Source organism: Streptomyces sp. NPDC029159 (assembly GCF_055564055.1).
In genome coordinates, this window is the sequence record NZ_JBVHWT010000016.1 from 103,204 (window position 1) to 127,400 (window position 24,197).

The following is a 24,197-nucleotide window of genomic DNA, read 5'->3' on the forward strand; positions in this document are numbered from 1 at the left end:
CGCGGCGTGAGAGCGGTGCGGGCCCGGATCGACCCGTCCCTCGTCCGTGAAGTGGTCCAGGTGTCGCTGCCGTTGATGTTCGGCATGGTCGGCAACCTGGTGATGATGCTGGTCGACCGCATCGCGCTGGCCCGCTACTCCGACGCCACCCTCATGGCCTCGGGACCCGCCGTCTTCACCGGTATGACGCTCATCATGTGCGTCACCGGCATCGCCGGGATCACCCGCTCCTACGTCGCCCAGGCCCACGGGCGCGGCGACCGCGACGGGGCCGTCGAGGAGGGCGCCGCGGGCGTCCTCCTCGCCCTCGGACTGGCCGCGGCGCTGCTGCTCACCACCCCGCTGGTCGTCCGCATCCCGCAGCTGAGCGACCGTCCGGCCGCGAGCACCGCGCTGGAATCGGTGTTCCTGGCCTGGTCGGTGCGGTTCGGCGCGGTGATGACCGTCAACACCGCACTCGCGTCGTACTTCAACGGCACCCGCCGCACCCGCGTCCCGATGGCCGTCGGACTCGTCGGACAGGCCGTCGGCGTGGTGCTCGACATCGGCCTGGTCTTCGGCGCCTTCGGCCTGCCCGAACTCGGTATGCGCGGCTCGGGCATCGCCACCTTCCTCGCCGTCACCGTGATGCTCGTCGGCTATCTGGTCTGCCTGCCCCGCACCTTCTTCGCGGGCTTCGCCCGGCTGGCGGCGGGCGGCGCCCGGAAACTTGCCGCCATGCTCGGACGGCGGCTGCGCAAGGGCGCCCCGGCCGGCGGCTCCGGCGGGCTGGAGGAGCTGGGCCACACCTCCGTCGTCTGGATCGCCGGCATCCTCGGGCCCGTCGCCCTCGCCGCCAACAACGTCGTACTGTCCCTCAACTACGTGGCGGTCATCCCGCTGATCGGCCTGGGCATCGGCTGCTCCGTCCTGACCGGCAACGCCATCGGCGACCACCGCCACGCCCGCATCCCGCACCTGCTGCGCGCCACGTTCGCCGTCGGCGGGGCATACGTCCTGGTCATCGCCTGCTTCCAGATCTTCCTGCCGACGCTGCTGCTCGCCCCGTTCGGTCTCGACGGCGCCGACGCGGCGACGACGGACGCCGCGGTCGCCGCATCGCGGGTGGTGTGGATGTACGCGGTGGCGTTCCTGTTCTCCATGGCCGGCGGCGCCGTCCTGGAGAGCTTCGGCCTGACCCGCTTCGTCCTGCTCACCCGGATCGGCGTCGTCTGGGCACTGAGCGTCCCCACCATCCTCGCCCTCGCCCTGACCCACCGCGGCAACTCCGGCTTCCTGCCGCTGATCTGGGCCGTCTACGCCCTGTACGAAGGGGTGATGGGCGCCATCTACCTCCGCCGCATCCGGCGCGCCGTGGCCACCGGCGAGAACCACCTCGCCCGCCCGGAACCCGCACCGGAGCCCGCCGGGGAGGGCGAAGCCCAGCGCATCTGACGCACCTTCCGGGCGCGGCGGGAGCGCGCCGCCGCGGGCGGTTCAGGCGACCGGGTCGCCGATGGCTCCGCCGGTCGCCTCCCGGATGGCCTGGGCGTAGCGCCGGGAGACGGCCGCGGGGTCCTCGAACTCCGTGGTGTCGGCGCCGGTGAGGAGGGCGGCACCGGTGTACTCGTCCAGCACCCGCACCACCGCGGCGGCGGCCGCGGCGTGCCTGCGCACCTCCAGATCCTCGGCCGGGCGCTCCAGACGGCCGGCCACGACCGCCGTCCACTGCCGCTCCAGCTGATCGCACGCCATCAACCACGCCGCCCGCAGCGCCGGTTCGGTGTCGGCGAGCCGGATCATCTTCCTCCCCAGCATCTCGTCCGCCGGGCCGACGGGCGCCCCCTCGCTCCGGATCCGGGCCAGCTCCGCGGCCAGGTGCTCCTCCAGGGAGCGCTCCGGGGGCCAGTCGCGCAACACGCTCATCAGCGTGACGGTGCCCTGGAGAACGATCGGTTCGGCACAGCTCTCCTTGCTGCGGAAGTGCCGCCAGATCGTCCGCGTCGACAGGCCGACCGCCTCGGCGATCTGATCCCCGCTGGTGGCCGCGACCCCCTGCTCCCAGAACAGGCGGGCCGCCTCCCGGGAAATCTCCAGCCGCAGCCGCGCCCGCCGCTGCTCGCTCATTCCCCCGCCGGCCCGTCTCTCCGTCGCCACGGCGCCTCGCCCCTTCCCCATCCGCGTCATCGCATGACGCTGCATCACCTGGGCGCGCACTCCCGCCGCCGGGCCCCTGACGATAGCGAGGCGGCCGGCACGTGCTCACAGCGGGCCCGGACGTGTGTTCGCGCCCGGATGCCCTGGCCGCGCTTCACTCGACGAACGCCGATCTCATCGACGTTCTTCGGAATTTCCTGCCGCCGCAGCGCCTATGGGCAACTCCGTGCCGCCCTGGGCATGCGATCAGTCACCCTCTCCGCGTACTGCATGGCCGGCAATCTCGTCCGCCGCCGTACGCCCGCCGCCCCGGAGCGCGGCGTCCCGCAGATGCTCCGGGGTGCTCCGCGGGCGCCGCTTGCGGACGAAATCGCCGCGCAGGGCGTGGTAGGGCGCGGCGGGGTCGAAGAAGGCGCGGCGCATCTGCGTCAGCTCCTCGGTGCGGTAGGCGGAGAGCGGTTTGGCGGCCTCGTCCCGCTCCCGTACCGCCTTCTTGGCCTCGATGCGCCGCTGGACCGGCGAGGAGGTGGCGATCCGCGTGGCGAGGCGGGTGACCTCGGCGCCGAACTCCTCCGGCGCGCAGCGGACGATGCGGTCCACCAGGCCGAGGCCGAGCGCCTTGGCCGCCGTCACCGGCAGCGCGCGCCGCATCAGACGCGCCGCCTGCCCGGGACCGACCCGGCGGGGGAGTGTGTACGTCCAGTACTCGGAGCCGTACAGGCCCATCAGCCGGTAGTGCGGGTTGAGCAGTGCGCCGCTGCGGCACCAGACTTCGTCCGCCGCCAGCGCCAGCATCGCGCCGCCCGCCGCCGCGTTGCCGCCGAGCGCGGCGACGACCAGCCGGTCGGTGGTGGTCAAGACCGCCTCCACCAGGTCGTCCATGGCGGTGATGTTGGCCCAGGACTCCGCGGCCGGGTCGGCGGCGGCCTCGATCACCTGCAGATGGATACCGTTGGAGAAGAAGTCCCGGCCGCCGCCGAGCACCAGGACACGGGTCGGCCGGGAGCAGGCGAAGCGGTACGCCGCGAGCAGCCGCTCGCACCGGTCGGTGCTCATAGCGCCGCCGGGGAAGGAGAACCGCAGGAAGCCGACCGGACCGTCCTCCCGGTAGCGGATGTCCGTCCAGGTCCGCCGCTCCTCGGGGATCTGGAGCGGGGCGGGGATCTCCGGCATCGGCGGCAGCCGCTCGCCGAGCGCCAGGGCGGCCGGCAGCTTGAAGGTGGCCGGGCCGCCCGGGCGCCGACGGGGCCGCAGTTCGGGGATCCACACCGCGCCGTCCACCGTCGCCCGGCAGATCGCGCCCGCCCGGGTGGCCAGGAACTCGCCCGGGCGGCCCCGCAGCGTGTCCTCGGCGCACCCGCCGTGCAGATACCACTCCGCGCCCCCGAACGTGTCCAGCACACCCGGCTGCGAGTCCGCGGTCCGCAGCTTGCGCAGCACGGTGCCGGTCGAATCCGCCGCCCAGTCGATACGCCGCAGGCTCTGGTCGAAGTAGGGCCGGACGTGCCCGGCACCGTCCTGGCGCCGGGGCCGGTAGGTGCCCGAGGCGAACCGCCGGACCGCGAGCAGCACCGCCTGTACGGCGGCGTCGCCGATCTCGCCCCGGTACAGATCGCTCTTGCCGACGGGCGGCAGCGCACAGGGCACGGAGGCCCACACGTCCCCGGCGTCCATCTCCGCATCGGCCTGCAACACCGTCACGCCCCACTCGCGGGCGCCCTCGTGGATCGCCCAGTCCAGCGACGACGGGCCCCGGTCACCCACCGGGCCCGGGTGGACGACGAGACACGGATACGCGGACCAGACGTCCCGCGGGATCGCGGTGGTGAGCATCGGCGCGACGATCACCTCCGGCGCGTGCCGCCGCACGGTGTCCCGCAGGAACTCCTCGCCCAGCGCCAACTCCACCGCCACCGTGTGGCCTTCCTCGCCCAGCTCGGCGAAGACACGCTGGGTGAGACTGTTGACCGCGCTCGCGATCAGCAGGATGTGCACCGCTACCTCCCGACCGCCGGGCGGGCACCGATACCGGCCCGGCTGCCGCGATCATCACCGCAACGGTCACGGCGGAAGCCGAGCCCCGCCCACCGGGTCACCTGGCCGGACGCCGACGGACACCGCGTCGGCGGCGTACGACGGCGAGGGGCGGCGGGCGCGGCGCGGTCGGGGCGGCGGTCGTCGGCGCCGCGGGCGGGCACAGGCCACGGCCGGGACGAGTGCTCCTCGGCCGGAAGCTCGTTGTCCAGCCAGGTGAGGAAGGAGAGCGCCGAGCCGCCGAAGTGCTCCCGGATCCGCGCCTGGATGGCCCGGAGCGCATGGCCGGGGACGAAGTTCGCTTCCGCGGGTTGCCCGCAGCCGCAGGCGCAGTACCGGGCCCGCAGCTGTACCTCCTCGGGCAGCTCGCCGTAGGCGACGCTGTTGCGCGAGTCGTTGTGGAGCGGGTCGCTCTGCTCGGCGTAGTGGTCGTAGAGCGGGTGCCCGGCGGTCAGGAGCGTGCCCCACAGCGCCTTCTTCCGGCCGCGGTCGGTCCCGTGGACGGTCACATCGGTGATCTCGGCGATGGCCCGCACCCGGCCCTCGCCGACGATGAGGGCGTACCGCTCACGCCGGACCATCCGCAGGTCCAGGCGCCACACCCCCCGGCCGGCCTCCCACGCCTCGCTCTCGGTCATCCGGGGGAAGTAGCCGATCGAGTGCCGGTTCAGTGGGTCGCCGGTCACCCTCTCGTAATCACCGATCCTGATCCGGATCGCCATGCGGCGCCTCCACGGTAGTTGGGTGCCCTGCCCGACGGCGCCGTGCCGCGCATGCTCGGTCCGGTCCCCGGGCGGGCCGTTCCCGGGGCGGTGGGGAGAGCGGTCCCGGTGGAGCGGGGGCGCGACGACGTCCGACGGGTGGATACCGGCCGGAGGCCATGAGCCCCGGCCGGCGTCACATGTCTGAGCCGCGCCCTCCGGCACATGGCGGATGTGCACCCCCGTTGCTCGTACGGTGCCGAGTTCCGGGGCCGGTCGACCACGGGCCGGGGCGCGGGCCGGTCACAGCGCCGGGCCGGCTCCCTCCGGGGGGCACGTGATCAGACTGTCGGCGAAGGACTTGCCGTCGAGGAGGTCGGCCTGCGACGGGAAGACCGATGTGAGCAGCGTGTGGTGGGCGGTGGCGTCGGGGTCGGCGCAGATGTCGGAGAGCACGACCACCCGGTAGTCACGGTCGGCCGCGTCACGGACGGTGGACAGTATGACGCCGGTGGTGCTGACACCGGCCAGCACCACGGTGTCGATGCCGCGCTCCCGCAGGAACTCGTCGAGGTGCGTCGTGCTGAACGCGCCGGTCCGGGTCTTGGTGATGATCTTGTCCAGCGGGCCGGGCCGCAGCTCGGGAGCGATGACGGTCTCGGGCGAACCCTCCGCGAAGAGATGGTGTTCGGCCGCCGGGGCGAAGGTCTTGTTGTTCTCCGAGATGCCCTTGTAGTCCTCCTCGGTGAAGGCGACCCGCACATGGACGACCTGGATACCGGCGGCCACGGCCGCCTCCCGGGCCTGCTTGGCCCGCTGCACCACCTCGGAGGGGTCGGAGAGGAGGCCGAGGATGCCCGCCTGGAAATCCATGAGCAGCAACGCCGTGCGATGCGGTGTGAAGGTGAGGGTGTCAGTCATCGTGGTCTTTCCTTTCGATCACTCTTACGGAGGTGCAACGGTCCCGGCGTCGGGCGCGGGCCCGACAGAGGCGGCCCGCCGGGCGGGCCGGGGTGCGGGCGGTGACCCGCACCCGGGTCAACGGGTGTGCGCCGGCAGCTTGTCGACAATGGTGGCCAGCAACAGCACGGTGGCGAGCCCGGCCAGGGCCAGCCCCAGAACGTGCAGACCCGCGTCACCGGCGGTGTCGCCCAGTGCCAGACTCACCAGGCTGGCGGACATGATGGCACCGAGATTGGTGGAGGTCCGCAGCAATCCCGAGGCCACCCCGACCTGTTCGGCGGGGGACTGCGCGTAGAGCACGGTCTGGTTGCCCACGGAGCCGAGGCCGGTCGTCACACCGAACGTCAGCGTCACCGCCGCGATCAGGACGAGCGGCGTGTGATGGCTGAACGTCACCATCGCCAGCGATCCGACCAGCGCCGCGGCCGCCGCGGCGATCAGCGGACCGCGGACGAGCTGCCGCCGGGAGATCGGGATGGTGACCACCGAGGCCAGGAACGACATGGGCAGCAGCAGGAGGCTGACCATGATGGCCGACATCCCCCGGCTCTCCGCCAGCCACTGGGACAGGCCGTAGAGGATGCAGTACGGCACGAGCAGGGTGGCGCCGACACGCAGATAGGTCATGCTCAGGGGCCGGTTCCGGGCGAGCATCCGGACGTCGATGAAGGGCAGCCGGGCCCGGCGCTCCCAGAGCACCAGCACGACCGCCAGCACGAGGGTCGCGGCCAGCATCAGCCAGTTCGGATGGGCCAGATCACCGCAGAACAGCAACATGCAGGTGACCATGGCGGCGAACAGCAGCATGCCCGGCGGGTCCAGCTCGCCGAGCAGCGACACCGGGGCGCGCGTACCGGAACCGGCGTCGGCCGGGACCCAGCAGAGGGTCATCACGATGCCGATCAGCGCCATCGGCACATTGACGAGGAAGGTAGCCCGCCAGTCGGCCACCGCCACCAGCGCGCCGCCGATCGGCAGCCCCACGGCCGCGGTCACCAGCCCGGCGGCCGACAGCGCGCCCAGCGTGCCGCCGACCTTCACCTCCGGATGGCGCTCGGCGAACCGCCGCACGATCATCATCGCCGTGGGGTAGCCACCGGCCGTACCGATGCCGAGCAGCACCCGCGCCACGGTCAGCGTCGCCAGATTCGGGGCGAGGGTGCCCAGGATGCCGCCCGCGCCGACCAGGCCCAGCCCGGCGAGGAACACCCGCCGCGGGCCGAAGCGTTCGGCCAGCCGGCCCATGGTGGGCTGGGCGATGGCGCTGGCGAGATAGAGCGACGAGACCAGGACCGCGGTCGCCGCGATGGTCACGTCGAGCGACCGGGCGATGGGCACCAACGCGGTCGCGAGGATGGAGCTGTTGATGGGGTTGAGGGCCGAGCCCACCAGCAGCGGGGCGACCAGACGCCACCCCGGCGTACGCACCGGGCCGTCGGGGGCCGCTGTCTTGTCCCGGGTTAACCCACTGCTCACCGCGCACCACCGTGGACACCCCGGCGCCGCATGCTCACGACGGGTCCGACGGTGGAGTCGACGAGGCGGCCCATCAGCTTCACGGCCGCCGCCAGCTGCTCCTGCTCCTCGGGGGAGAGCTCTTCCGCGATCGCCGCACTGAGCCAACGGGCGTGCAGCGCCAGCAGATCGGTCACCAGCTCGCTGCCGCGCTCCGTGCCGGAGAGCAGTATGCGGCGGCCGTCGTGCTCATCGGGGGTACGCCGTATGAGACCGGCTTCCTCCAGTCCCGCCAGGGTCTGCGCCATCGACTGGGGGCGCATGTACTCCAGGGCGGCCAGTTCGCTCGTGGTGATCGGTCCCTCGCGCACCACGCGGTACAGCGCCGTCAGTTGGGGACGCGACAATCCTTCGGCTTCCACGCCCGACTCCGCCCGGATGCGGCCGCGCAGCAGGCGCATCGCGAAATCCAGGTCCATGGCCAACGCTGCCAGATCCATTGGTCCGTCATCACCACTTCGCCAAGTGAACAGGTAGCCTGCACAGTATATCTCTTCAGGCTACCTGTCCATTTATCTGCTGTGGCGCTCACGGCCCCGGGAACCGGCGGTGCCGCGCGGTCAGAGGGCGGTCCAGCCGCCGTCGATGACATAGCCCGAGCCGTGCACGAACGAGGACTCGTCGCTCGCGAGGAACAGCGCCAGATGGGCGATCTCCTCCGGCTGCGCATGCCGCCGGGCGGGCACGCTCCGGACGGTTTCCAGGATCGCGGCGTCCCCCTGCTCCAGGATCGGCCGTGTCATCGGGGTCTCCACGGCGCCGGGCAGGATCGCGTTGGCCCGCACCCCCTGCCTGCCGTAGTCGGCGGCGAGTTGCCGGGTGAACCCGACCACGCCGTGCTTGGACGAGGTGTAGGCGATACCGCCGCCGCCCGCCACCACCCCGGAGATCGAGGAGGTGTTGACGACCGTTCCGCCGCCGTCCAGGAGCGCGGGCAGCAGCGCCTTGGTGACCAGGAACATCCCCTTGAGGTTGATGCCCAGGACGCGGTCCCACTGCTCTTCGCTGGTGTCGAGCACGGGCGCGTAGTAGTCGAAGACGCCCGCGTTGTTCACCAGGATGTCCACCTGCCCGAACGCGGCCAGTGAGCGCTCGGCGGCGCGGCCGACCGAGGCGCTGTCGGCGACGTCGACCGCGTACGCCGCGGAGCGCACGCCCCGCTCCCGCAGCGCATCGACCGTGACCGCGCCGTCCTCGGCATCCAGGTCCCAGACGGCGACCGCGGCGCCCTCCGCCGCGAACCGCTCGGCGACGGCCCGGCCGATACCGGAACCGGCACCGGTGACCACCGCCACCCGTCCTTCGAGGCGACCGACCACGACATCCTCCTTTGCACGAAGAGACGTTGATGAGAGGAGACGGCGGGGCGCACGGCCCGCTACAGCGCGGTGAAGCCGCCGTCGACCGGCAGGGTCACGCCGGTGACGTAGGAACTGCGCTCGCTGCACAGCCACGCGGCCGCCTGGGCGGTCTCCTCCGGGTCCGCCGTCCGCGGCTGGGGTGTCGTCCGGTGCAGTTCCTGCTCGATTTCGGGGTTCTGGGCGTACCACGCTTCCACCAGCTCGCTGCGGGTGGTGCCGGGGGCGATGGCGTTGACCCGGATCCCGTCGCCGCCGTACTCCGCGGCGGCGGCCTTGGTCAGCCCGATGACCGCGTGTTTGGAAGCGACGTACGGGGCCGCGACCGGCGAGGCCACCAGCCCGCCGACGCTGCTGGTGTTGACGATCGCGCCGCCGTTCCCGCTCGCCAGCATCGCCGTGATCTCGGGGCGCAGGCAGTTGAAGAGCCCACGGACGTTGGTGTCCATGACGGGGTCGTACTCCTCGTCCGCCATCAGGTGCAGCGGGGTGCGGCCGCAGGCGTACCCCGCGTTGTTGAAGGCCGTGTCGAGCCGGCCGAAGCGCTCCACGGTGAAGTCCACGGCGCGCCGCATGTCGGCGGACCGGCTCACGTCCGCCACCACGTACTCCGCCTCCGCGCCGGTGCGCCGCAGCTCCTCGACCAGAGCGGCCAGGCGCTCCTCGCGGCGGGCGATCAGGACGACGGCGGAGCCCTCGCGTGCGAAGACCCGCGCCGCGGCCGCGCCGATGCCGCTGCTGGAGCCGGTGATCAGGCTCACCTTGCCGGACAGAATGCCGTCTTTCCCGGTCATGGGGACCGTGCCTTTCTGGGTGTCAGGGGCGATCGAGGACGGTGTGATCAAGAACGGCGCTTTCTCACGGAGCCATGCGGAGGGCTCCGTCGAGACGGATGGTTTCGCCGTTCACCATGGGGTTGGCGACGATGTGCAGCGCCAGCTCCGCGTACTCGGCCGGGTCGCCGAGCCGGGCGGGATGCGGCGTGCGGGAGCCGAGGGCGGCGCGGGCCGTATCCGGTACGGCCGCGAACATCGGGGTGTCGAAGAGCCCGGGGGCGATGGTGACCACCCGGATCTTCAGAGCGGCGAGATCACGGGCGACGGGCAGCGTCAGGCCGACGATGCCGCCCTTGGACGCGGCGTAGGCGGCCTGGCCCGTCATCCCGTCGAAGGCGGCGACGGAGGCGGTGTTGATCACGACGCCCCGCTCACCGTCGGCTTCGTCGGCCTCGCCCACACGCTGCGCGAAGAGCCGGATGACGTTGAACGTGCCGATCAGATTGACCCGGATGACGTCGGTGAACTCCGCCAGCGGGAACGCGCCGCGGCTGCCCACGGTCTTGACGGCGTTGCTGATACCGGCGCAGTTCACGACGGTACGCAGGGTGCCCAGCTCCTGGGCGGCGTCGAGGGCGGCGCCGACCGCCGCCTCGCTGCTGACATCGGCGGCGACGAAGACCGCGCCGTCGCCGAGCCGTGCGGCGACGGCCCGGCCCTTGTCCCGCGACCGGCTCACCAGGACGACGCGGGCGCCGGCCCGCAGGAACCGCTCCGCGGTGGCCAGCCCGAGGCCGGAGGTGCCGCCGGTGATCAGCGCGACGCTGCCCGAGATGTTCACCGCACGCCCCGGCCGGCGGACAGCTCTTCCCCCGGCTGGACGGCGACCGGGCCCTGCCAGGTGAGGACACCGGCCCCCCAGGAGAGGCCCGCGCCGAAGGCGGCGAGGCCCAACACCGCGCCGGGGCGCAGCAGCTGCTGTTCTCTCGCGTGGGCGAGGGCCAGCGGGATGGAGGCGGAGGAGGTGTTGGCGACCTTGTCGACGTTGAGGAAGACCCGGTCGGCGGAGACACCGAGGCGCCGACGGACCGCATGGACGATCCGGGCGTTGGCCTGGTGGGCGACGAAGAGATCGAGATCGTCCGGGCCCAGTCCGGACCGTTCGAGCACCAGCCGGGTGTGCCCGGCCATCAGATCCACGGCGCTCTCGAAGATCTCCCGCCCCCGCATCCGGAGCAGCTTGTCCTGCTCCACGTAGAGGAGGTCGATCCGCCTGCCGTCGGAGCCGAGCGCGAAGGACGGCCGGAGCCCGCCCTCCGTTCTCGACACGACGACCGCGCCCGCGCCGTCCCCGAGCAGTACCGCGGTGTTGCGGTCGGTGTGGTCGGTGATCCGGGAGAGCGCCTCGGCGCCGCAGACCAGGACATGGTCGGCGCGCCCCGACTCGATCACCGCGATCGCGTGGTCCAGCGCGTACAGGAACCCGGAGCAGCCCGCGCTGACGTCGAAGGCGGCGGGCCGGTCGATGCCCAGCCGGGTGGCGACCTCGACGGCCATGCCCGGACTGATCCGGTCGGCGGTGGAGGTGGCCACGACCACCTGACCGATGCCGTGCGGGGCGACACCGGCGTCCGCCAACGCCCGGCCGCAGGCGTCCGCGGCCAGCTCCGCGAGGCTGGCGTCCGCGGCGAGCCGGCGGCGTTCCCGGATGCCGGTGCGCTGGACGATCCATTCGTCGGAGGTGTCGAGATGAACGAAGTCGTGATTGCTCAGGACCCGCTCGGGCAGTGCCGCTCCGGCACCGGTGAGTGTGGCGGTCATGGCACCCCCTAGAGGCCGGCCTTCGCGTAAATGGCGTTCAGCGCCTGCCGCAGGCTCTGGGAATCCTCCAGATCCGCGGCGTGCACCTCGATGTCGAATTCCCTGTTGACCGCCTGACCCAGCTCCGTCACATGGAGCGAGTCCACCCCTAAGTCGTCGAACGAGGCGTCGAGCGTGATCTGGTCCCGCTCGATACCGAGTTTCTCCAGTACATCGATGATGAACCTTTCGACGGATTCCTTGGTGCGAGAGGGAACTGCCATGAAAATCACGCTCCTTGAAGTGGGATTCGATGACAGGGATGGCGTGCGATCGGGAAGCTATACCGGTGATTAATTGACCGTCAAGCCCTGTCCCTGGGCCATGACATGGGGTTTTGGCGCATGGTGAACAGCCCGTTCCCGGAAGGGAAAAGGAAGCAGGAGAGGTGCGAGCGGTGGTGCCGCGAATTCTGCGAATTCTGTGCAACGAGTGGGCCGGTCTCCTTTCCGCAGACTTTCCGGGCCGTGTTGCTCAGGTGGTGAAGACGACTTTCCCGAAGACCGTGCCGTCGGACAGGGCCCGGAAGCCCTCGTGGGCCCGGGACAGCGGCAGCACCCGGTCGATCACCGGGGCGAGCCGGTTCTGTGTGCAGAAGTGGGCGAGCCGCGCCAGCTGGTCCCGGCTGCCGAGCGTGCAGCCGGTGATGGTCAGTTCCCGGAAGAAGACATGGGTCAGCTCCGCGGGCGGCAGCGCTCCGGTGGTCGCGCCGCTGACCACGACGCGGCCGCCGTCGCGGACGCTGCGCAACGAGTGCTCCCAGGTGGCCTCGCCCACCGTCTCCATCACCGCGTCGACCCGGGACGGCAACCGCGCGCCCGGCGGAAAGGCCGCCTCGGCGCCGAGCGCCTCGGCCTGCTTACGGCGCTCCGCGCTGCGGCTGGTCACCCAGACGCGGTACCCGGCCGCCGACCCCAGCACGATCAGGGCGGTCGCGACCCCGCCGCCCGCGCCCTGCACCAGGACGGTGGCGCCGGGCTCCAGCGCCGCCCGGTCGAACAGCATGCGGTAGGCCGTCAGCCAGGCCCCGGGCAGACAGGCCGCGTCCTCGAAGGACATACCCGCGGGCTTGGGCACGAGGTTCTCCCGGGGCACGGCCACCCGCTCCGCGAACGTTCCGTCGTACCGCTCGCCGAGCACGGACCAGCGCGGGGCGCCACCCTCGCCGCGGCGGGCGGTGTCCCCGATGACCGAGTGGACGAGGACAGGATTGCCCTCCTCGTCCACCCCGGCCGCGTCCGAGCCGAGCACGATCGGGATGCGCTGGAACGACGGGCCGACGCCGCGCAGCGTCCACAGGTCGTGCCGGTTCAGCGTGGCGGCGCGGACCGTCACGGTCGTCCAGCCCTCGGCGGGCAGAGGCTCGCTCCGCTCCCCGACCTCCAGGCAGCCGAGCGGATCCCGGGCGTCGGCCCGTACGGCCGACACGGCGAGCATGCTCAGCCCCGCCCGTCGTGGCGGAAGCAGGCCGAACCCCACAGGAAACCGGCGCCGATCCCGGACATCATGAGGAGGTCGCCGTGCCGCACGCCGCGCTCCATGGCCTCGTGCAGCACGGTGAACATGCTGGCCGCGGCCGTGTTGCCGAACTGGCCGACGGTCGTGGGCGCGCGGTCGGCGGGCACCCCGAGGCTCTGCATCGCCTCGTTGATGATGTTGAGGTTCGCCTGGTGCAGCAGGAAGTACCGCACCTCGTCCAGCTCCACCCCGGCGCGCAGCGCCGTCATCCTGATGCTGTCCGGCAGCTTTCCGGTGGCCATGTTCCACACGGACTTGCCCAGCATCTTCAGATACTGACCGCGGCCGTCGGCGGTCTCCTGGCTGGTGGGCCGGCGGGAGCCGCCCGCGGGGATCTCCACGTCGTAGGAGAGTTCGTCGCCGGTGTCCCAGGACAGCAGCCCGAAGCCGGGGGCGCCCGGGCCGAGCAGCACCGCCCCGGCGGCGTCGCCGAGGAAGACGCGGGTGCCGCGGTCCTGCGGGTCCGTGGCGCGCGATCCGGCGTCGGCGCCGATGACGAGGACGCGGGAGTAGGAGTCGTTCTGCAGGAGATGGGCGGCGACGATCAGGGCGTAGATCCCGCCGGAGCAGGCCGCCTGGGTGAGGTCCAGCGGGATGGCGCGGTGCGCGCCCAGGGCCTGTTTGACCATCAGCGCGGTGGAGGGCAGCGGCTGGTCCGGGGTGAAGGTCGTCAGCACGATGGCGTCCAGCTCGGACGGGTCGACGCCGCCGCGGGCCAGCGCCTGCCGGGCCGCCTCGATGCTCATGTCCGAGGTGGCCATGCCGGGTTCGAGAAAACGCCGTTCCTTGATACCGGTACGGGAGGTGATCCAGGCGTCGGAGGTGTCGAGCGTCCGGGTCAGTTCCTCATTGGTCACCACCCGGGACGGTACGTAGAGTCCGGTGGAATGAATCCCGACGGGGCGTCTGAGCCCGGCCGCGGCATTCCGCGGCCGGGGGGCGGTTTGCTTCCCGGGTATCTCCCGGGTCGTCGGAATCAGGCCGTGCGGCATGGGGAACTCCGATCGGTCAGAGGGGGGTAGGGCGGCGAAAGGCTGACTTTTCCCCGGCGACAGGCAGGGGGAATTCCGGCGGATGCGGTGGCCGCGACGGCTCCACGCGGGGCCGTCGGGATACGGAAATGCGGTGCGGCCGCGGATCTCTTTTCGGGGCGCTACCGGTCCGTGTCAGGCGTGGGTGACGAATTCGGTGAACCCGGGGCCGGGCAGCCGCAGTTGGGCGTGGATGTCCGAGCCCAGACCGTGGTGGCCCACCGCGCCGCCGTAATTCATCTGGTAGCTCATCCAGAGGACGACGAAGTTGACGACGCGGTTGCCGGCCGCGGGGGAGCCGGGCGCCGGGAAGGGGTCGGGGAGCCGGGCGTGGTAGCTGCCGTTGCCCTCCTCGTCGGCGATGAAGACATTGGGGACGCCGAACGGGCTGGGGTGTGAGGGGCCGTCCGGATCGAGATCGCGGCGCCGGATGGCCATCACGGTGTAGAGACTGTTCGGGATGAGCCCCTGGAACTCCCCGCGGAAGTCCGCCGCGGTGTCCTGCTCCGCCAATGCCACCGTCAGGCTTCCGCGCGCCTTGACCCACTGGCCCAGCGTCACCGGCTCGGTCACCTTCGGCCCGTCCTCCGGCTGCAGGTCCGGGATGGGGACCTGGTGGAACGGATAGCTCGGGCGCACCACGCCGAACGGATCGGGCTGCTGCTCCGGGGCCATCACGGCCGTGTAGTTCGAGCACGGCAGCGGCAGTGGCAGGGTGCAGAGCACCATCCGCTCGTCCGCTGCGGAGAGTTCCGGCGGCAGCTCCCGGACGATCCGGTACGGCGCGTTGGCACCGAAGGACGGGAGCACGCTGTCGGCGGCGACGAGCGCGCGACCCCACTCGGTCCGCACCTCACCACCGGGCCGGGCCCGGTTGATCCCGCCGATGACCACGAAATGCCCGTCGGCGTTCATGACCTCGCTCGGCGGATAGAGCGGGCCCTGCGTCGTCATGCTCAGCTCGTACGTCCGCGAACGCGTCATCAGCGGGCCTCCCCGCCGGAGACCCGACGGTAGATCCGGGTGTAGAGCCCCTCGTCGGTGACGAAACGGGGGTGCGCCTGCCGGGCGATCTCCGCATAACGCTCCGAGGCGAACGTCGGCAGATACTCCTGCGGCGGGCAGGAGAACCCGGCGACGAACATGACACCGGGCTCCGTGCTCAACAGGGAGTGGTACGCGAGGAACGCCTCGATCCGCTCGGACTTGAGGACCTCGGCGAAAATGGTCCCCTCCCGCCAGGACAGGTACTCCTCGTGCACCGGGGGCTTGACCTCGACATGGCGCAGCTGGATGTACGGCGTGTCCGGCAGCTCCCGGGCCGCGGGCTTCGGCGCCGCCACGAACTCCAGCACCTGGCGGCGGACATCGCCCGTGGACAGCGGGGCCAGCGCGGTGCGCAGCTCACGCCAGCGGTCGGCGCGGGCGGCGAGAGCGGCGAGCCCGGCCAGGGGCGTCAGCTCCAGGACGACCGGCGTCTGAGTGCCCTCGTAGAGCACGCTGCCGCGGTCCCCGGCGGCACGGTTGTGGTCCTGCCAGACGGCGAGCGCCTCCGGGGCGGCCTCTCGTTCGACGGGCACCTCTGTCACCAGAAGCAGGGGGGAAGTCATCGCACGCGTTCCCTTTCATGGCTTTTCATGGCAAATGGATCGCTGGTCACGCCGGTCGGTTCACTCGGCGGCCGCGAGTTCGGGTGGCACGGGCAGCCGCTTGAGCGCGTACCGCACGGCCCGCTCGGCACCGCGGCGCTCCTTGCGCGCCATCACCGCGGCGGGCAGTGCCGTACCCGTCATCCGTACGGAGGCGATGTGCAGGGCCGCCTGCCGGAAGGTGACCTCGATGTCGAAGAGCAGCAGCTCGGGGTCGCTCAGGTCCGCCTGGAGAACCTCGCAGTCGAGGGTGGCGTCCAGCGGGAAGAGGAAGTTGCGGAAGCTGGTGTCCAGGCGGGCGAAGACATGGCTGTAGCGGTGTTCCGGCCGGTGGCAGGTGTAGTAGCGCTCGCAGACGGCGACATACATCTGCCGCGCGGCCTCCAGCACGACCATGCCCTGGACATGGCTCGCCTGGTGATCGAGTTGCAGCTCCTGATCGTTGTGGATCCGGAGTGAGGAGCGGAAGGCGGTCTCGGAGCGGCGGGTCAGCCCCGCGATGAGGACATTGCTCTCGCGGTGTTTGTGCGTCTCGGTGTGGTTGCCCAGCCGCCCCCGCGGGCTGCGTTCGATCACGGTGCGTCCGGGGCCGTCACCGCGCTGCAATTCCTCCTCGATCCGGTCCCAGTCGTAGGCGGTGACGCCCTGCCCCTCGGCGAGGAGCAGCGCGTTACCGCCGCTCGGGTTCCGGTGGACACCGGCCCGCAATTGGTCGATGAACCGGGAGACGGTAACGGCAGATGTCTGGTCGGCAAAGGCTTCGTAACGGTCGCCGACGATGACGAGTGTGGTGGTTCCACTTTCTGACATGCGAGAATTCCATTCATCACATGACCGGCAGGCGTCGCTACCCGTGCGCCGTCGCACGGTGTACGCCACTGAATTCCGGGAGAGGCCGGCAAGGCGCTCCGGTGGCACCGATGAGGCGGGTCCCCGCTGTACCCGACGGGAAGCCGGAGACTGCTGCGGGGTATGCCTCTCAGGGGCCGTACGTGAGAATCACGTCCTGGTCGTGCTGCTTTCCCCTTACGGTGAAGGGGAATGCGGCGGTAAGGGGGAATGCGCGAAGGGTAAGGCTCAGGGGACCGTTCTTCCGGGCTCGTCCCGGCGCCCGCCCGTCTTCGGCAGGACGCTCCCGCCGTGGCGCCGCACATAGGCGCACAGCACCGGGTCGTCGCCGACGGCCACCGGGTGCCCCACCGAGGACAGCATGTCGAGATCGCTGGAGTGGTCCCCGTACGCCCAGCAGTCCGCCGCCGGGAGGCCGTACCCGGCGATCGTCCGGTCGACGGCGGCGGCCTTGGCCTTGCCGATCATCGCGGTGCCGATCTCGCCGGTGAACGCGCCGTCCGCGCCGATCAGCGGGTCCGAGCAGAGCGTCAGGTCCACCCCGAAATCCTCGCCGAGCGGCTCCAGACAGGCCGCGAAGCCGCCCGAGACCAGGACGATGAGGTCGCCCGCGGCCCGGTGGCGGGCGAGTGCGCGGACGGTCGCCGTGACGAACGCGTCCGGACCCGTGCGGTACTCGGCGTACCACTCCCGGCCGGCGGCCATGAGCTCCGCGGCGGGTACGCCCGCGAAATGGGTGTAGTAGAAACGGTTGCCCTCCTCGCGGGGCAGCCGTGCGGCCATCGCTCTCAGGGCGTCGGCTCTTTGCCGGTACCGCGTGCCGTCGTCCCCGTTCCGCGCCAGCCAGTGACGCAGGAATGCGAACATGCTCTTTGCGGTGATGAGTGTTTCGTCAACATCGAAGAATGCCGCCGACCGCAGACTTCCACCCGTGCGAGGCCGCTTCTGTGCGGCGGCTCCCGCCCGTGTGCCTTCCGGTGGTAATACGGACTCGCCACTCACAGCGCCCACCTCCGTCGGGCGATGCGAATCCACCTGGGCGGAAGGAAAAGGCCCGTGGGGCAGGCATCACCGCAGTGCGATGTCGTGTCTCTTCAGTCTCAGCCCTCACAGGAGGCGACGCAGCTTACCTTTCGGCCAGCTTCGAAAGTCGGGGTGCGCTCCCGTACAAGCGTCACCGGTAAGTCATGGGTAACTCGCCGGGGGGTGACGGGAAAGGAGCGGGTCGACAACTCCGTATGTCTTCGTACAGACGAACGGATGTGCCCGGCGCGCTCCGGCGCCGTGCTGTAGTGTGCGCCCGCTCAACCGGCGGCGGAGGCCGGAAGCCGACGCTGCCGGCCACCCCGGCTCCTCGGTCGCCCACCGCTTCTCCGCCATGCCGGGCCGCCACCTCGCAGGGATCGGCGCCGTCCTTGGCACGACCGCCCCACATGACCTCTCCGGCTTCGAGGAGCCGCTGCGCTCACCCGGCGGGCCGGCCGAGGTGGCATCTCAGGGGTGGAAGGTGTGAAAGTCCTTGTCCGTCAGCCTGTTCAGCTGGACACGGACGACGCCCGCCTTCTCGATGTGCAGGAAGTCGGCCTTTCCGTCGCCGTCGACATCGGCGAATTGGATCTCCCCCGGAGGGGCCCCGGTGTCTTTCACGATCTTGCCCATGTCATAGGGCTTGGTGCCCTCCTCATAACCCTTGTTGATCCAGGCCCGCGCGCCGCCCCCGGGGGTGATGAGGATCTGGTCGGCATACCCGTCACCGTTGATGTCGGCAAATCTCCACTCGTGGGGTTCCTTGAAATGCCCGCCGAACTCCTGCGGAGGAGACCACTCCAGGAGAAAATCCTGGCCGTTCTCGGACTTGTAGCCCTTGTTGTACCAGACCTTCACCGCGCCGTCCGGGCTCACCAGCAGATAGTCGACCTTCTTGTCCTTGTTGAGGTCGGCGAACTGGATCTGCGTACCCTCCTTGATATCCAGCTTCTCTCCGGTGGAGCCGTGCGTGAGAACGTCGGCGACGCCGTCGTACCTCTGCATGCACATACGTGCGCCTGAGGGATTGTCCTCGACCCAGGTGTGGACGGTGAGCCCGCCGCTCCGATCGGTCACCAGACAGTCGGGCCAACCGTCGCCGTCGATATCACCGAAACGCAACGCAGCGCCGTCCGCTCCGTCGTCAGGGGTGTACGAGTTGTTCCCCTTCTCGCCGAGCAGGAACTCCTTGCCCTTGAGGCCGCCGTTCCACCAGAACTGGAATTTCTGGTCCGCGCCGACCGTCACGTAATCGGCTTTGCCGTCCTTGTTGATGTCGACCAGCCAGGACGTGTGCGTGGCCGGAGACCTCTCGGGCCGGGGGACGTCGTCGGGCGTGGTGGCATCGGACTGCCACGGCAGGGGGGCGAGGAGCAGGACCGGCACGGCGATCGCCACGGCGGCGACCGCGGCGACCGTGACCGTCCGGCGCCGCCGTTTCCGGCCGGGTGCCGCCGCCCCGCCGGACGAGGGCGGGTCCGGGGGAGTCCACGGCGCGGGCGCGGGCGGGGCCGGGTTCGGCTCCCCGGCGCCGGAGGCGCCCGGCCCCCGAGGCGTGGCGAGGAGGAGGCGGCGCACCGCGGTGAAGGTCCGGTGCCGGGGCGAGTCGGCCTTGAGAATGCTGGAGTGATCGCCCGGCAGCGCGGAGCTGTCGGGGAAGACCGACTGCGCCGAGGCGCGGGACACCACACCGTCGCTCTCACCCGCGTACACCGACACCGGAATGGGGCAGGTCCGCTCGGTGACCTCGGTGGCGTGCACGATATCGCGCAGGACCGTCCGCAGCGTGGCGCCGACCTGATCGCTGAGCGGCCGCAGATCCTTCTCCTGCGGATGGCGCCGGCCCAGTGCGCGCCGCCGCAGCGACAGCAGCAGTTCGGAGCCGTTGCTCGGGCAGGCGATCATCACCAGCCGCTGGATCCGCGCCAGCTCGGCGCCTCTGCCGTCGTGGAGCATCCGGGCCAGATAACGCTGGGCGACCAGCCCTCCCTGACTGTGGGTGAGCAGCACCAGCCGGTCGAATGCGCCGGCTTCGGTGGCCAGATACTCCTTCAGGCTGTCGGCGACGGTGTCGAGCGACGGAAAGACCCGCAACGGATGGAGCGGCAGCAGCCCGGTGGCGTATTCGAAAGCCAGCGGCTCGACGAAACCGAGGTCCCGGTCCGCGGCGATCAAGCTGCGCAACGGCTCCCACACGTGCGGACCGGACATGATTCCGTGGACCATCACCAGTCCCAGTCGGCTGTCCCCCACGGCGCCAACCCCTTCGGCTCGGAGAAAGGAGAAGCCTCAGCCTAATCCGCTTCTTCACGCGCCATGCCGGACGAACTGCCGTACGACGCACGCTCGTTGGTCGGAAGAACGCGCTGAAGGCGGCCGACGACGCCGTCACGGGGGGCGACGGCGGAGGCCGGGAGCCGCGAGCGCGCCGGGCCGCGAACAGAGGGAACCGGCGGCATGTCACACCCGGGCGCGCCGCTCTGTCTTCTCCCATGAGAAGGATTCACCCCCAGGAGGAGATCCCCATGGCCCGTATTTCACTCGACCCGCCGCGCACCCTGCTGTACCGGATCAGCGAGTGGTACTCCAGGCGCCGCTTCGGCGCGGTCCTCGACCCGGCGCGCGCGATGGCCCACCACCGCAAGGTGTTGTCGAGCGATATGCGGTTCGAGCTGTCCGTCGCCAAGTGGAACAAGCTCGATCCCCGGCTCAAACTGCTCGCCGTCATGGCCCCCGCGCATCTGATCGGCTGCTCCTGGTGCACCGACTTCGGCTACTGGGAGGCGCACAACAGCGGTATGCCGCGCGAGAAGCTGCACGCCGTACCGGACTGGCGCAACCGGCGCGAGGCGTTCACCGCGCTGGAGCTGGACGTCCTGGAGTACGCCGAGGCGATGACCGGAACGCGGCCGACCGTCACCGACGAACTGGCGGCCAGGCTCATCGGGCAGCTCGGCGAGCCCGCGTTCGTCGAACTCACCGCGATGGTCGCCGTGGAGAACATGCGCTCCCGGATGAACAGCGCCTTCGGCCTCACCGGCCAGGGCTTCTCGGACCGGTGCGAGGTACCGTCCCGTGCGTGAGCGCGCTTGAACTCTTCGAGGAACACCGGCCGGTGCTGTTCGGCATCGCCTACCGGATGCTGAGCAGCGCCGCCGACGCCGAGGACATCCTCCAGGACGCCTGGCTCAAGTGGAGCGCCGTCGACGCCGGTTCGGTCGCCCACCCCCGTGCGTACCTGTGCCGGATCGTCACCAACCTCTCGATCAACCGCGCGCGGTCGGCCGCCGTCCGGCGCGAGTCGTACGTGGGCCCGTGGCTGCCGGAACCGCTGGTGACCACGGCGGATTCCAGCGGCGAGGTCGAGCAGGCGGAAGCGGTCTCGTTGGCGATGCTGGTGGTGCTGGAGACGCTGTCGCCGCTGGAGCGGGCGGTGTTCGTCCTCAAGGAGGTGTTCGGCTTCCAGCACCCCGAGATCGCCGGGATGCTGGAGCGCTCCGAGGCGTCGGTGCGGCAGGTCGCCGGCCGGGCCCGCCGCCATGTGCAGGACCGACGGCCCCGCTACGACGCCCCCGCCGACGTACGGCGCAAGGCCACCGACGAGTTCCTGGCCGCCTGCGCCGGCGGGGACCTCAACCGGGTGCTGGCGATGCTCGCCCCCGAGGTGACGGCCTGGACCGACGGCGGCGGGAAGATCCGCGCCGCGCGGCGCCCGATCGTCGGCGCCGACAAGGTCGCCCGCTGGATCCTCGGCGTCCTCGCCACCCCGATCCCGGATGCCGCCATCCACCAGGTCCTGGTCAACGGCGAGCCCGGCACACTCCTCACGTCGGGCGCCCGCCCGGACTCGGTGGGCTGCTGCGACTTCCACGAGGACGGCACCATCAGCGCCATCCGGCTGATCCGCAACCCGGACAAGCTCACCCGCGTCCGGCTGCCGGGCTGACCCGGCCCTCGGTCCGCGACGGAGCGGGCGCGGCCGGGCGGGCGGTCGCCGTGACCCGCACCGTGGCTCCCGGAGCGGCCGCCGGGAGCCGCAGCCGGGCCCTGCCGGGTCCGCTGTGGACCACCACCGCCGGGCCCGCGCCGGCGACGGAGATCCGTGCCCCGTCGGGGAAAGCGGTGGCGGGCAGGGAGAGCAGCGTCCAGGCGCGCCGCGTGGTGCGGTCGGCGGTCAGGGTGAGGGTGTACGTCCGGGTGGACGGGGCGTAGGACTCGGCGCCCGGGATGCCCGCGACGGCCGGTGCGTACGGGGCGAAGGCGGGCTGTTTCCCGGGGGCGGGGCTGCCGTCGGCGTCGTAGGCGCAGTAGCCGCCGCCGTCGCGGGCGCGGCAGTCGTACCACAGGGCCCAGCCCGCGGCGAAGCGGTCCATCGAGGCGACCTGACGCCGGAACAGCTCCGCGTTGCCGGGGGTGACGGCCTGCGGCGGGCCCCATTCGCCGACCAGGACCGGCAGCCGGTGGGCGGTGGGGTAGGCGCCGATGGCGGTCTCGTAGTTCTCGATGAAGCGGCTCGTGGTGTCCCAGTCGGAGCCCCCTTCGACGGCCGTGTCGTAGTAGTGCGGCGCGAACCCGAGCCGGTCCGCGCCGGGCCGGGGGTCTGTGAAGCCGGGCAGGCTGGTGGGGACGCCCTCGCCGACCAGGACGGTGGGTTCGAGGAAGAGCCAGGCGTCGGGGTCGGCGGTGCGGACGGCGCCGATCAGCCGCCGGTACATCGCCGCCAGCCGCCCGCGCTCCAGGGCGGCGGAGGCGCGGATCCGGTCGCCGGGGTCGGTCGGATCGCCGGGCACCGGCCCGAAGGGCTCGTTGAACAGGTCGTAGCCCAGCAGGGAACGGTGTCCGCGCAGGGCGGCCGCGACCTTGGCGTAGGCGGCGGCCTGGGCGGCGCGCAGATCACGGTCGTCGTAGAGATGGGTGAAGGCGGCCTGGACGGCGGGCTGGAAGTACTCCGCGAACCAGTCGTCCGGATCGGGCTCGAAGGGCAGTCCGTCGGTGCGGGTGGCCCAGGCGGGGATGCCGTGGTGGCCGAACGCCGGGCCGTAGACGTCCTGGTGCCAGTCGACGAGGACCAGCACCCCGTACCGGTCGGCCCAGCCCACAATCTTTTGGAGGGAGGACAGATAGCCGGTGTCGTAGCGGCCGCGGTGCGGTTCGAGCCGCTCCCACTGGATGGTCAGCCGCAGCAGGCCGAAGCCGTCGTCCGCGATCCGGGCGAGGTCGTCCTCGGTGACCGTCTCGTTCTTGCCGAGGTTGAGGCCGCGCGGCCGCAGCACACGGCCGTGCCGGTCGGTGAGGTACGTCCGGCCGTCGGACGTGGTGACGGTGCCGGACGGGACGGGCCGGTCGGCGGCGGATGCGTCCCGGACGGCCACCGGGCCGGGCCCGCCGCGGGCCCGTGCGGCCGCCGCCGGATCCGCCGTGGGGAGGACGGCGCAGAGCAGCGCCAGACCGAGGGCCGGGATCGCGGCGGCGCGGCGCGGATGCATAACGTCCTCCAGCCAGCCGGGAATTGACGGTCGATCAGGTGTGCGGGTGGCCGTAACCTACCCCTCGGTGCCGCCACCTACCATCGGAACCCGCCCTCGCCGGTGGCGCGGGGCGGCGACGCCCACCGCCGCTCCCGCGGCGGGAGCCGGGCACGCGACACGAACCGGTCCCCACCCCTTCACTCCGGGCCGGGAGCCGGGCTACCGTTCAGCAACCGATATCCCCTGAAGGGGCTTTTATGCGGAATCTGTCACGTCTGGCCACGGTCGGCGCCGTGCTGGTCGCCCTCTCCCTCTCCGTCGGTCCGGCCCAGGCGACGCCGGGCGGCCCCGGGGTCACCGCCAAGGACATCGCCCGGACCACCGTCGGCGACTGGGACTACATCCTGCGCGAGATCACCATTCCGCCAGGTCAGGGCACGGGATGGCACTACCACGACGGCACCGTCCACGGCCGTGTCAAACAGGGCACGCTCAGCCACTTCGACGCCACCTGCGCCTCGGACGGCGTGTACCCGAAGGGCAGCAGGATCACCGAACCGGCGGGCGCCGACCATGTGCACATCGGTGAGAACCGCGGAACCACCGACGTCGTCCTGGAGGTCCTGTACGTCCTGCCGCACGGAGCCCCCTACGCGCAGGACGCCCCCAATCCGGGGTGCGACTTCGGATGACCGCCGGCGGATCCGGCCGCGCCTTCGTCCGCGCGCGGCACCGTGCGGACGAGGGCGGCGAGGCTAACAGCGCGCTTCGACCGGGTGTCGAGGGCGGGCACGCGGAATCAAGGGGGAATTCCGGAGGGCGAAACCGGCTGCCGCGCACGGCACTTCGGGCTGCCCCCGGCGCGCACGAGCACTTCGACGCCATGCGTCAGGCACACCGCGAGCCCCCGTCGGGCGGCACGCCCCGCGAGCGCCTCGGCTGGTATCTCCGACGGGCCGGGGAGGTGCTGGAGCACCGGGAGGGCTTCCTCCGGCTGCTGCTGGTGCTGGTGATGAGCCATGAGGCGGCCGAGGCCCCGGAGGCGCTGCGGACGGTGATCACGATCCGCGACGAGGGGCGCGCCTACATGCGCCACATGATCCGCTCGGCGTTCCTCGGCGAGGGCGAGGCCGTCGCGGACCGGGTCGCGGACGCGCTGGCCCACTTCGGCACGGCCGGGTTCGACGGGGCCTTCGTCTCCCTCCAGTCCGAGGACGGCAAGCCGATCGCGGCGTACCTGCGGGAACGGACGGACGCCGTGGCGGCGCTCGGCGAGGCGCTGACCGCGTCCCGCTGACCGCCGCCACGGCGTC

At 71.5% G+C, this 24,197-nt stretch carries 24 protein-coding genes; 5 read left to right on the forward strand and 19 right to left on the reverse strand.

The genetic code is table 11. The features are described 5' to 3' along the window. Nucleotides 1-6 precede the first annotated feature (6 nt). Complete coding sequence (locus tag ACZ4U4_RS26370; RefSeq protein ID WP_467879009.1) at nt 7-1,434, forward strand: MATE family efflux transporter; 1,428 nt, start codon at nt 7-9, stop codon at nt 1,432-1,434. Between the two features lie 42 nt (nt 1,435-1,476). On the opposite strand, the gene ACZ4U4_RS26375 is transcribed toward ACZ4U4_RS26370, so the two are convergent. The 18 genes from ACZ4U4_RS26375 to ACZ4U4_RS26460 all read right to left on the reverse strand — a co-directional run bounded on the left by ACZ4U4_RS26375 (nt 1,477) and on the right by ACZ4U4_RS26460 (nt 19,669). After that, the gene (locus ACZ4U4_RS26375; protein ID WP_467879012.1) at nt 1,477-2,106 is read right to left on the reverse strand and encodes a TetR/AcrR family transcriptional regulator; all 630 of its coding nucleotides are present in this window, start codon (nt 2,104-2,106) and stop codon (nt 1,477-1,479) included. A 276-nt stretch (nt 2,107-2,382) separates the two neighbouring features. Next, nucleotides 2,383-4,131 carry an enoyl-CoA hydratase-related protein gene (locus ACZ4U4_RS26380; RefSeq protein WP_467879015.1) on the reverse strand — a complete coding sequence of 583 codons (1,749 nt, stop codon included), beginning with the start codon at nt 4,129-4,131 and terminating at the stop codon, nt 2,383-2,385. A 2-nt stretch (nt 4,132-4,133) separates the two neighbouring features. Next, nucleotides 4,134-4,892 carry a hypothetical protein gene (locus tag ACZ4U4_RS26385; protein WP_467879018.1) on the reverse strand — a complete coding sequence of 253 codons (759 nt, stop codon included), beginning with the start codon at nt 4,890-4,892 and terminating at the stop codon, nt 4,134-4,136. 282 nt (nt 4,893-5,174) lie between these two features. Continuing rightward, a complete protein-coding gene (locus ACZ4U4_RS26390) occupies nt 5,175-5,792 on the reverse strand; it encodes a cysteine hydrolase family protein (RefSeq protein ID WP_467879021.1) in 618 nt (205 codons plus the stop codon). Nucleotides 5,793-5,909: 117 nt separating this feature from the next. Further along, nucleotides 5,910-7,310 (reverse strand): MFS transporter, encoded by a 1,401-nt coding sequence (locus ACZ4U4_RS26395; RefSeq protein ID WP_467879023.1) that lies wholly within the window; start codon nt 7,308-7,310, stop codon nt 5,910-5,912. Then, entirely contained in the window at nt 7,307-7,789 is a 483-nt protein-coding gene (locus ACZ4U4_RS26400) for a MarR family winged helix-turn-helix transcriptional regulator (RefSeq protein ID WP_467879025.1), read from the reverse strand. The genes ACZ4U4_RS26395 and ACZ4U4_RS26400 overlap by 4 nt, the downstream gene beginning before the upstream one ends. Nucleotides 7,790-7,909: 120 nt before the next feature. After that, complete coding sequence (locus ACZ4U4_RS26405) at nt 7,910-8,668, reverse strand: SDR family NAD(P)-dependent oxidoreductase (RefSeq protein WP_467879029.1); 759 nt, start codon at nt 8,666-8,668, stop codon at nt 7,910-7,912. Between the two features lie 59 nt (nt 8,669-8,727). Next, nucleotides 8,728-9,501 carry an SDR family NAD(P)-dependent oxidoreductase gene (locus ACZ4U4_RS26410; RefSeq protein WP_467879032.1) on the reverse strand — a complete coding sequence of 258 codons (774 nt, stop codon included), beginning with the start codon at nt 9,499-9,501 and terminating at the stop codon, nt 8,728-8,730. 64 nt (nt 9,502-9,565) lie between these two features. Further along, nucleotides 9,566-10,324, reverse strand: coding sequence for an SDR family NAD(P)-dependent oxidoreductase (locus tag ACZ4U4_RS26415; RefSeq protein WP_467879034.1), 759 nt, complete (start codon nt 10,322-10,324; stop codon nt 9,566-9,568). Further along, nucleotides 10,321-11,304, reverse strand: a complete 984-nt coding sequence (locus ACZ4U4_RS26420; RefSeq protein ID WP_467879037.1) for a beta-ketoacyl-ACP synthase III — start codon at nt 11,302-11,304, stop codon at nt 10,321-10,323. Before ACZ4U4_RS26420 ends, ACZ4U4_RS26415 begins: the two co-directional genes overlap by 4 nt. Nucleotides 11,305-11,312: 8 nt before the next feature. After that, nucleotides 11,313-11,567, reverse strand: a complete 255-nt coding sequence (locus tag ACZ4U4_RS26425; RefSeq protein ID WP_467879040.1) for an acyl carrier protein — start codon at nt 11,565-11,567, stop codon at nt 11,313-11,315. A 250-nt stretch (nt 11,568-11,817) separates the two neighbouring features. Then, nucleotides 11,818-12,780 (reverse strand): zinc-binding dehydrogenase, encoded by a 963-nt coding sequence (locus ACZ4U4_RS26430; protein WP_467879042.1) that lies wholly within the window; start codon nt 12,778-12,780, stop codon nt 11,818-11,820. A 2-nt stretch (nt 12,781-12,782) separates the two neighbouring features. After that, the gene (locus ACZ4U4_RS26435) at nt 12,783-13,853 is read right to left on the reverse strand and encodes a 3-oxoacyl-ACP synthase III family protein (RefSeq protein ID WP_467879045.1); all 1,071 of its coding nucleotides are present in this window, start codon (nt 13,851-13,853) and stop codon (nt 12,783-12,785) included. Between the two features lie 174 nt (nt 13,854-14,027). After that, complete coding sequence (locus ACZ4U4_RS26440; RefSeq protein ID WP_467879047.1) at nt 14,028-14,876, reverse strand: hypothetical protein; 849 nt, start codon at nt 14,874-14,876, stop codon at nt 14,028-14,030. Then, complete coding sequence (locus ACZ4U4_RS26445; protein ID WP_467879050.1) at nt 14,876-15,502, reverse strand: hypothetical protein; 627 nt, start codon at nt 15,500-15,502, stop codon at nt 14,876-14,878. Before ACZ4U4_RS26445 ends, ACZ4U4_RS26440 begins: the two co-directional genes overlap by 1 nt. Nucleotides 15,503-15,562: 60 nt before the next feature. Continuing rightward, a complete protein-coding gene (locus ACZ4U4_RS26450) occupies nt 15,563-16,351 on the reverse strand; it encodes an AfsA-related hotdog domain-containing protein (RefSeq protein ID WP_467879053.1) in 789 nt (262 codons plus the stop codon). Nucleotides 16,352-16,618: 267 nt separating this feature from the next. After that, complete coding sequence (locus tag ACZ4U4_RS26455; protein ID WP_467879055.1) at nt 16,619-17,425, reverse strand: HAD family hydrolase; 807 nt, start codon at nt 17,423-17,425, stop codon at nt 16,619-16,621. A gap of 459 nt (nt 17,426-17,884) precedes the next feature. Then, on the reverse strand, nt 17,885-19,669 hold the full coding sequence (locus tag ACZ4U4_RS26460; protein WP_467879058.1) for an FG-GAP-like repeat-containing protein: 1,785 nt from the start codon (nt 19,667-19,669) through the stop codon (nt 17,885-17,887). Between the two features lie 272 nt (nt 19,670-19,941). On the opposite strand from ACZ4U4_RS26460, the gene ACZ4U4_RS26465 reads away from it, so the two are divergent. Both ACZ4U4_RS26465 and ACZ4U4_RS26470 read left to right on the forward strand, forming a co-directional pair. Further along, nucleotides 19,942-20,499, forward strand: coding sequence for a carboxymuconolactone decarboxylase family protein (locus tag ACZ4U4_RS26465; RefSeq protein ID WP_467879061.1), 558 nt, complete (start codon nt 19,942-19,944; stop codon nt 20,497-20,499). Then, entirely contained in the window at nt 20,496-21,362 is an 867-nt protein-coding gene (locus ACZ4U4_RS26470; RefSeq protein ID WP_467879064.1) for an RNA polymerase sigma-70 factor, read from the forward strand. Before ACZ4U4_RS26465 ends, ACZ4U4_RS26470 begins: the two co-directional genes overlap by 4 nt. On the opposite strand, the gene ACZ4U4_RS26475 is transcribed toward ACZ4U4_RS26470, so the two are convergent. Beyond that, nucleotides 21,337-22,902 carry a cellulase family glycosylhydrolase gene (locus tag ACZ4U4_RS26475; protein WP_467879066.1) on the reverse strand — a complete coding sequence of 522 codons (1,566 nt, stop codon included), beginning with the start codon at nt 22,900-22,902 and terminating at the stop codon, nt 21,337-21,339. The genes ACZ4U4_RS26470 and ACZ4U4_RS26475 overlap by 26 nt on opposite strands. 239 nt (nt 22,903-23,141) lie before the next feature. Between ACZ4U4_RS26475 and ACZ4U4_RS26480 the strand changes: the two genes are divergently transcribed. Further along, nucleotides 23,142-23,576: a cupin domain-containing protein gene (locus ACZ4U4_RS26480; protein WP_467879068.1), complete on the forward strand. Its 435-nt coding sequence runs from the start codon at nt 23,142-23,144 to the stop codon at nt 23,574-23,576. Between the two features lie 191 nt (nt 23,577-23,767). Next, nucleotides 23,768-24,181: a TetR/AcrR family transcriptional regulator gene (locus tag ACZ4U4_RS26485; protein WP_467879071.1), complete on the forward strand. Its 414-nt coding sequence runs from the start codon at nt 23,768-23,770 to the stop codon at nt 24,179-24,181. The last annotated feature ends 16 nt before the right edge of the window (nt 24,182-24,197 follow it).